The sequence below is a fragment of the Streptomyces sp. PsTaAH-137 genome, assembly GCF_003259365.1.
In the GTDB taxonomy this organism is placed as follows: Bacteria; Actinomycetota; Actinomycetes; order Streptomycetales; family Streptomycetaceae; genus Streptomyces.
In genome coordinates, this window is the sequence record NZ_QLLY01000014.1 from 240,503 (window position 1) to 246,715 (window position 6,213).

The 6,213-nt window shown below is 71.8% G+C and carries 6 protein-coding genes; all 6 read left to right on the forward strand.

Translation table 11 applies throughout. The features are described 5' to 3' along the window. The first annotated feature begins 69 nt into the window (after window positions 1–69). Window positions 70–360 (forward strand): hypothetical protein, encoded by a 291-nt coding sequence (locus K377_RS28795; protein ID WP_111666474.1) that lies wholly within the window; start codon window positions 70–72, stop codon window positions 358–360. A gap of 43 nt (window positions 361–403) precedes the next feature. Then, entirely contained in the window at window positions 404–1,243 is an 840-nt protein-coding gene (locus K377_RS28800; RefSeq protein ID WP_111666475.1) for a hypothetical protein, read from the forward strand. Window positions 1,244–1,259: 16 nt separating this feature from the next. After that, window positions 1,260–3,194, forward strand: a complete 1,935-nt coding sequence (locus K377_RS28805; protein ID WP_111666476.1) for a fumarate reductase/succinate dehydrogenase flavoprotein subunit — start codon at window positions 1,260–1,262, stop codon at window positions 3,192–3,194. Beyond that, entirely contained in the window at window positions 3,191–3,976 is a 786-nt protein-coding gene (locus K377_RS28810; RefSeq protein WP_111666477.1) for a succinate dehydrogenase/fumarate reductase iron-sulfur subunit, read from the forward strand. The genes K377_RS28805 and K377_RS28810 overlap by 4 nt, the downstream gene beginning before the upstream one ends. Then, window positions 3,976–4,659, forward strand: a complete 684-nt coding sequence (locus tag K377_RS28815; protein WP_258395150.1) for a phosphotransferase — start codon at window positions 3,976–3,978, stop codon at window positions 4,657–4,659. Before K377_RS28810 ends, K377_RS28815 begins: the two co-directional genes overlap by 1 nt. A gap of 105 nt (window positions 4,660–4,764) precedes the next feature. Beyond that, window positions 4,765–5,862, forward strand: coding sequence for a LacI family DNA-binding transcriptional regulator (locus K377_RS28820; protein WP_111666478.1), 1,098 nt, complete (start codon window positions 4,765–4,767; stop codon window positions 5,860–5,862). The last annotated feature ends 351 nt before the right edge of the window (window positions 5,863–6,213 follow it).

The following is a 6,213-nucleotide window of genomic DNA, read 5'->3' on the forward strand; positions in this document are numbered from 1 at the left end:
CGCAATGTGACGCGCGACACTCGCAGGCGCATGAGCATCTCCGCCGCACCAGCGGAAGCGAGGCACATCATGTCCCTGACCGACGACCTGGCGGCAGCCACCCGCTGCCTGGACGACCTCACGCGCGCCGTCGGCCGCCTGGAACCCCAGCTCGGCGGGGGCCCGGACATCCGCCGCGTACGGGCCGACGCCGACCACCTGCGCGAGAGCCTGGCGCTGCTGCGCGAGGCGGCGACGGCCATGTACGAGTCACCGCGCCGCCCCGACCTCGTACCGATCCCGGACACCCCGTACGACAGCACGCTGTGGACGGACTCGGACGACGAGGGACTCGGCGCACGGGACAGGCACGCCCCCTGACGCATCCCCGGTTACGCCCCTGACCCTTCGAGCGGAGGCTTCGTTGGCCACCGGCACCCAACCCTCCCGTACCGAACCCCCTACCGAGAGCGGCACCGGCGTCCGCGGCCGGACCCGTGCCGCGATCGCCGCGTCCCATCTGCGTACCGACCGCTGGTGGCTCGCCCCGGCGGCGACCGCCGCGGGCCTGCTCGCCTTCATCGTCTACTCGACATGGCGGGCCTTCTCGAACGCGGACTACTACGCGGCCCCGTACGTGTCGCCGTTCTACTCGCCGTGCCTGTCGCAGAACTGCGCGCCGATGCGGCACGGCCCCAACTGGGAGCTGTTCGGCGGCTGGTGGGGCCTGTCCCCCGCCCTGCTCATCCTGATCTTCCCGCTGGGCTTCCGGCTGACCTGCTACTACTACCGCAAGGCCTACTACCGCGGCTTCTGGGCCTCGCCCCCGGCCTGCGCGGTGGCCGAGCCGCACAAGAAGTACACCGGCGAGACGCGCTTCCCGCTGATCCTGCAGAACATCCACCGGTACTTCTTCTACGCGGCCGTACTCGTCGCCTGCATCCTGACGTACGACACCGTGCTGTCCTTCCGCGACGAGAACTACGCCTGGGGCCACATGGGCCTCGGCACCCTGGTCTTCCTGCTCAACATCACCCTGATCTGGGCGTACACGATCTCCTGCCACTCGTGCCGGCACATCGTGGGCGGCCGGCTCAAGCACTTCTCCAAACATCCCGTGCGCTATCGCCTGTGGGGCTGGGTGGGCAGACTGAATGCCCGTCACATGCTGCTCGCCTGGGCGTCGTTGGTGAGTGTCGCGCTCGCCGACTTCTACGTGTATCTGGTCGCGTCCGGCGCCTTCGACGATCCGCGGTTCTTCTAATGGTGGGGGCCTTCTGATGTCAGTTGTCGACCGGCAGCAGTGGGATGTTGTCGTGGTGGGCGCGGGCGGCGCCGGGCTCCGCGCCGCCATCGAGGCACGGGAGCGCGGCGCGCGTACGGCTGTGATCTGCAAGTCCCTGTTCGGCAAGGCCCACACGGTGATGGCGGAGGGCGGCATCGCGGCCGCCATGGGCAATGTGAACTCCGGGGACGACTGGAAGGTGCACTTCCGCGACACGATGCGCGGCGGCAAGTTCCTCAACCAGTGGCGGATGGCGGAGCTGCACGCCCAGGAGGCCCCCGACCGCGTCTGGGAGCTGGAGACCTGGGGCGCCCTGTTCGACCGGACGAAGGACGGCCGGATCTCGCAGCGCAACTTCGGCGGCCACGAGTACCCGCGCCTCGCCCACGTCGGCGACCGTACGGGCCTGGAGCTGATCCGCACCCTCCAGCAGAAGATCGTCCAGCTCCAGCAGGAGGACTTCAAGGAGACCGGGGACTACGAGTCCCGCCTGAAGGTCTTTCAGGAATGCACGGTCACAAGGGTGTTGAAGGACGAGGGAGGACGCGTCTCCGGCACCTTCTGCTACGAGCGGGAGAGCGGGCGCTTCTTCGTCCTGGAGGCCCCGGGCGTGGTCCTGGCCACCGGCGGCATCGGCAAGTCCTTCAAGGTGACGTCGAACTCGTGGGAGTACACGGGCGACGGGCATGCGCTGGCGCTGCTCGCCGGGGCGCCGCTGCTCAACATGGAGTTCGTGCAGTTCCACCCGACGGGCATGGTCTGGCCGCCGTCGGTCAAGGGCATCCTGGTCACGGAGTCGGTGCGCGGCGACGGCGGGGTGCTCAGGAACTCCGACGGCAAGCGGTTCATGTTCGACTACGTCCCGGACGTCTTCAAGGAGAAGTACGCGGAGTCGGAGGCCGAGGGCGACCGCTGGTACGACGACCCCGACCACAACCGGCGCCCGCCCGAGCTGCTGCCCCGCGACGAGGTGGCGCGGGCCATCAACGCGGAGGTGAAGGCGGGCCGCGGCTCCCCGCACGGCGGGGTGTTCCTGGACGTCTCCACGCGGATGCCCGCCGATGTCGTCCGGCGCCGGCTGCCGTCCATGTACCACCAGTTCAAGGAGCTGGCGGACGTCGACATCACCGCCGAGCCGATGGAGGTCGGCCCGACCTGTCACTACGTGATGGGCGGCATCGCCGTCGACTCGGACACGGCGGCGGCGCGCGGCGTGCCCGGACTGTTCGCGGCCGGTGAGGTGGCGGGCGGTATGCACGGCTCGAACCGGCTCGGCGGCAACTCGCTCTCCGACCTGCTGGTCTTCGGCCGGCGGGCCGGGCTGCACGCGGCCGAGTACGCCGCCGGCCTGGCCGGCGGCCGTCCGGCGGTCGACGACATCCAGATCGACACGGCGGCCGCCGAGGCACTGCGCCCGTTCTCCGCGGAGGGCCCGGAGGACGGCGCGGTCCCCGAGAACCCGTACACGCTCCACCAGGTGCTCCAGCAGACGATGAACGACCTGGTCGGCATCATCCGCCGCGAGGGCGAGATGGAGCAGGCGCTGCGCAAACTGGCCGATCTGCGGCTGCGGGCCCGGCGGGCGGGCGTCGAAGGGCACCGGCAGTTCAATCCGGGCTGGCACCTCGCGCTCGACCTGCGCAACATGCTGCTGGTCAGCGAGTGCGTGGCGCGCGCCGCGCTGGAGCGCACGGAGTCGCGCGGCGGCCACACCCGCGAGGACCACGGGGCGATGGACCGGGCCTGGCGCCGGGTGAACCTGCTGTGCCAACTCCGCGATCCCACGGGCGGGTTGGCGGCCACCGATCCGGTGCGCGGCCAGATCAGCCTCGTACGGGAGGAGACCGAGCCCATCCGCCCCGACCTGCTGGCCCTCTTCGAGAAGGAGGAGCTGGTCAAGTACCTGGCCGAAGAGGAGCTTTTCGAGTGAGCGACGCCCACAGCGACGCCTATGACGCGCACTTCAGGGTGTGGCGCGGGGACACCGGCGGCGGGGACCTGGAGGACTTCGAGGTCGAGGTGAACGAGGGTGAGGTCGTCCTCGACATCATCCACCGCCTCCAGGCGACCCAGGCCCCCGACCTCGCCGTCCGCTGGAACTGCAAGGCGGGCAAGTGCGGTTCGTGCTCCGCCGAGATCAACGGCCGCCCGCGCCTGATGTGCATGACCCGCATGTCGGTCTTCGACCGCGCCGACACGATCACGGTGACGCCGCTGCGCGCGTTCCCGGTCGTCCGCGACCTGGTCACCGACGTCGGCTTCAACTACACGAAGGCCCGGGAGGTCCCTGCCTTCGTCCCGCCGCAGGACCTCGGCCCCGGCGAGTACCGGATGATGCAGGAGGACGTGGACCGCCCGCAGGAGTTCCGCAAGTGCATCGAGTGCTTCCTGTGCCAGGACACCTGCCATGTGGTGCGCGACCACGAGGAGAACAAGACGGCGTTCGCGGGCCCGCGCTTCCTGATGCGCGTCGCCGAGCTCGACATGCACCCCCTGGACGCGGCCGCGTCCGCCGGCCTCGACCGCAAGGCCACCGCCCAGGACGAGCACGGGCTCGGCTACTGCAACATCACCAAGTGCTGCACGGAGGTCTGCCCCGAAGGCATCAAGATCACGGACAATGCCCTGATCCCCTTGAAGGAGCGGGCCGTTGACCACAAGTACGACCCGCTGGTGTGGCTGGGGAACAAGATCCGGCGGAGGTCTCCGTAGTGCCCGCAGGCACGGTGGACGTGTCCGGGCTGCCGCTCATCGGCAGCGGCCGCACCGCCGACGTCTACGCGCTCGACGACGGGTGGGTGCTGCGCCGGCACCGCGAGGGGTGGGACACCCTGCGCGAGGCCGCGTTCATGACGTACGTGCACGAGCACGGCTTTCCGGCGCCGCGCGTTCGCCCCTCTCCGGGCCTGATCCCGGGCGACCTGGTCCTGGAGCGCCTCGACGGACCGACGCAGGCCGAGGCGGCGCTGGGCGGTGCGCTCTCACCGGCCGGGGCGGGTCACGAACTCGCCCTGCTGCTGCGGCGGTTGCACGCCGTTGCGCCGCTTCCTTCCGGGCATGTGCTCCATCTCGATCTGCACCCGGAGAACGTCATCCGCACCTCGCGCGGGCCCGTCGTCATCGACTGGGCCAATGCCGAGGAGGGGGCGCCCGCGCTGGACTGGGCGATGTCGGCGCTGATCCTCGCCGAGATCGCCGTGGCCCCGGACCGGCCCGAGGCCGCGCCGGTCCGGGCGGTCCTCACCGCCCTGCTCACCGATCCGCCGCCCGGTCTGACCGGGGCGCTCGACGAGGCCCGCGCCCGGCGCACCGCCAACCCGACCCTCGGCCCGGCGGAGAAGCGACGGCTCGGGGAGGCCGTGGAGCTGGTCCGGGCCGAGTCGACGGGGCGCTGAGCGGGTTCCGGCCGGGGCGCCCTTGCCCGTCTCCCCACTCCCGGCCTAGGGTGAATGCGCTTTCATTTCGCTTTCCGTCACTCCACGCACTCGGGGGTCCACCCAGTGAGCACAGCCCCCACGGTGTACGACGTCGCCGAACGTTCCGGGGTCTCCATCGCCACCGTCTCGCGGGTCTACCGCAACCCCGACTCGGTCCGCGCCCAGACCCGTGAGCGGGTGCTCGCCAGCGCGCGGGAGCTCGGTTACGTACCCAGTGGCAACGCCCGCGGACTCGCCAGCCGCTCCACCGGCGTCCTCGGCCTGTGCTTTCCCGACTACTCCGACCCGGACGCCGAGTCCGAGGCCGAGACGGGCGCCGGGGACGAGGCGGACGACGACGCCGCGATGCTCTACTCCGACCAGATCATCCGCGGGATGGAGCGCGCCGCGCGCCGGCACGGGTACGCGCTGCTGATCGCCGCCTCCCTCAAGGGCGGGCCTGAGAGCCAGCTGGCGAAGGTGGCGGGGCGGGTGGACGGGTTCGCGGTGCTGGCCCGGACCGTGCCGACCGAGGACCTGGACGTCATCTCGCGGCGCCAGCCGGTGGTGATGCTGGCCGGGCCCCGCGAGTCGGACGACCTCGATCACCTGGACCACATCGAGGCCGCCAACACCGACGGCCAGCGCGAACTGACCCGGCACCTCATCGAGGACCACGGCCTGCGCCGCCTCGCCTACATCGGCGCCGAGGAGTCGCCCGATGTCGCCGCCCGGTTCCGGGGGTACGTCGAGGCCTGCCGGGCGGCGGGCGTCCCGGTGTCCGGCGAGCCCGATCTGCGGGTCGCCATGATGACGCAGCCCGAGGGGGCGCGGGCCACCGACGAACTCCTCGACCGGCCGGGACCGCGGCCCGAGGCGCTGCTGTTCGCCAACGACCAGATGGCGGTGGGGGCGCTGCACACCCTGGAGCGGCGGGGCGTGCGGGTGCCGGACGACATCGCTGTCACCGGGTTCGACGGGATCGCGCTGAGCCGGCTGGTGCGGCCGACGCTGACCACGGTGCGGCAGCCGATGCGGCGGATGGGCGAGGAGGCGGTCGAGCTCCTGGTGCGCCGGCTCACCGGGCGGCAGGGGGCCGAGCCGGTGTCGATGATGCTGCCGGTATCGGTGACCCGCCGCGAGAGCTGCGGCTGCCCCACCACTCCGCGGGTCACCCTGTGATCGCCCCGAGCCCCTGACCACCTACGCTCCATCGCCGACTGCCGCCCGGCGGGACTCCTCGCGCGGTTCCCCGCGCCCCTGAGCAGTTCCCCGCCCGCGCGCCGGTGGCCGCTTCCCGCGCAGTTCCCCGCGCCCCTGAGGCAGTTCCCCGACCGTCGGCCGGTGGCCGCTTCCCGCGCCCCCAGGTCGTTCCTCGACCGCACGCCGGTGGCCGCTTCTCGCGCCGTTCCCCGCGCCCCTAGGCAGTTCCCCGGCTGCCGGCCGGTGGCCGCTTCCCGCGCCGTTCCCCGCGCCCCCAGGTCGTTCCCCGACCGCCGGCCGGTGGCCGCTTCCCGCGCCGTTCCCCGCGCC

Bases quoted from the DNA above. Each gene is read 5' to 3' on its own strand.
- K377_RS28805 (WP_111666476.1), top strand. From the start codon at position 1,260: ATGTCAGTTGTCGACCGGCAGCAGTGGGATGTTGTCGTGGTGGGCGCG.
- K377_RS28795 (WP_111666474.1), top strand. From the start codon at position 70: ATGTCCCTGACCGACGACCTGGCGGCAGCCACCCGCTGCCTGGACGAC.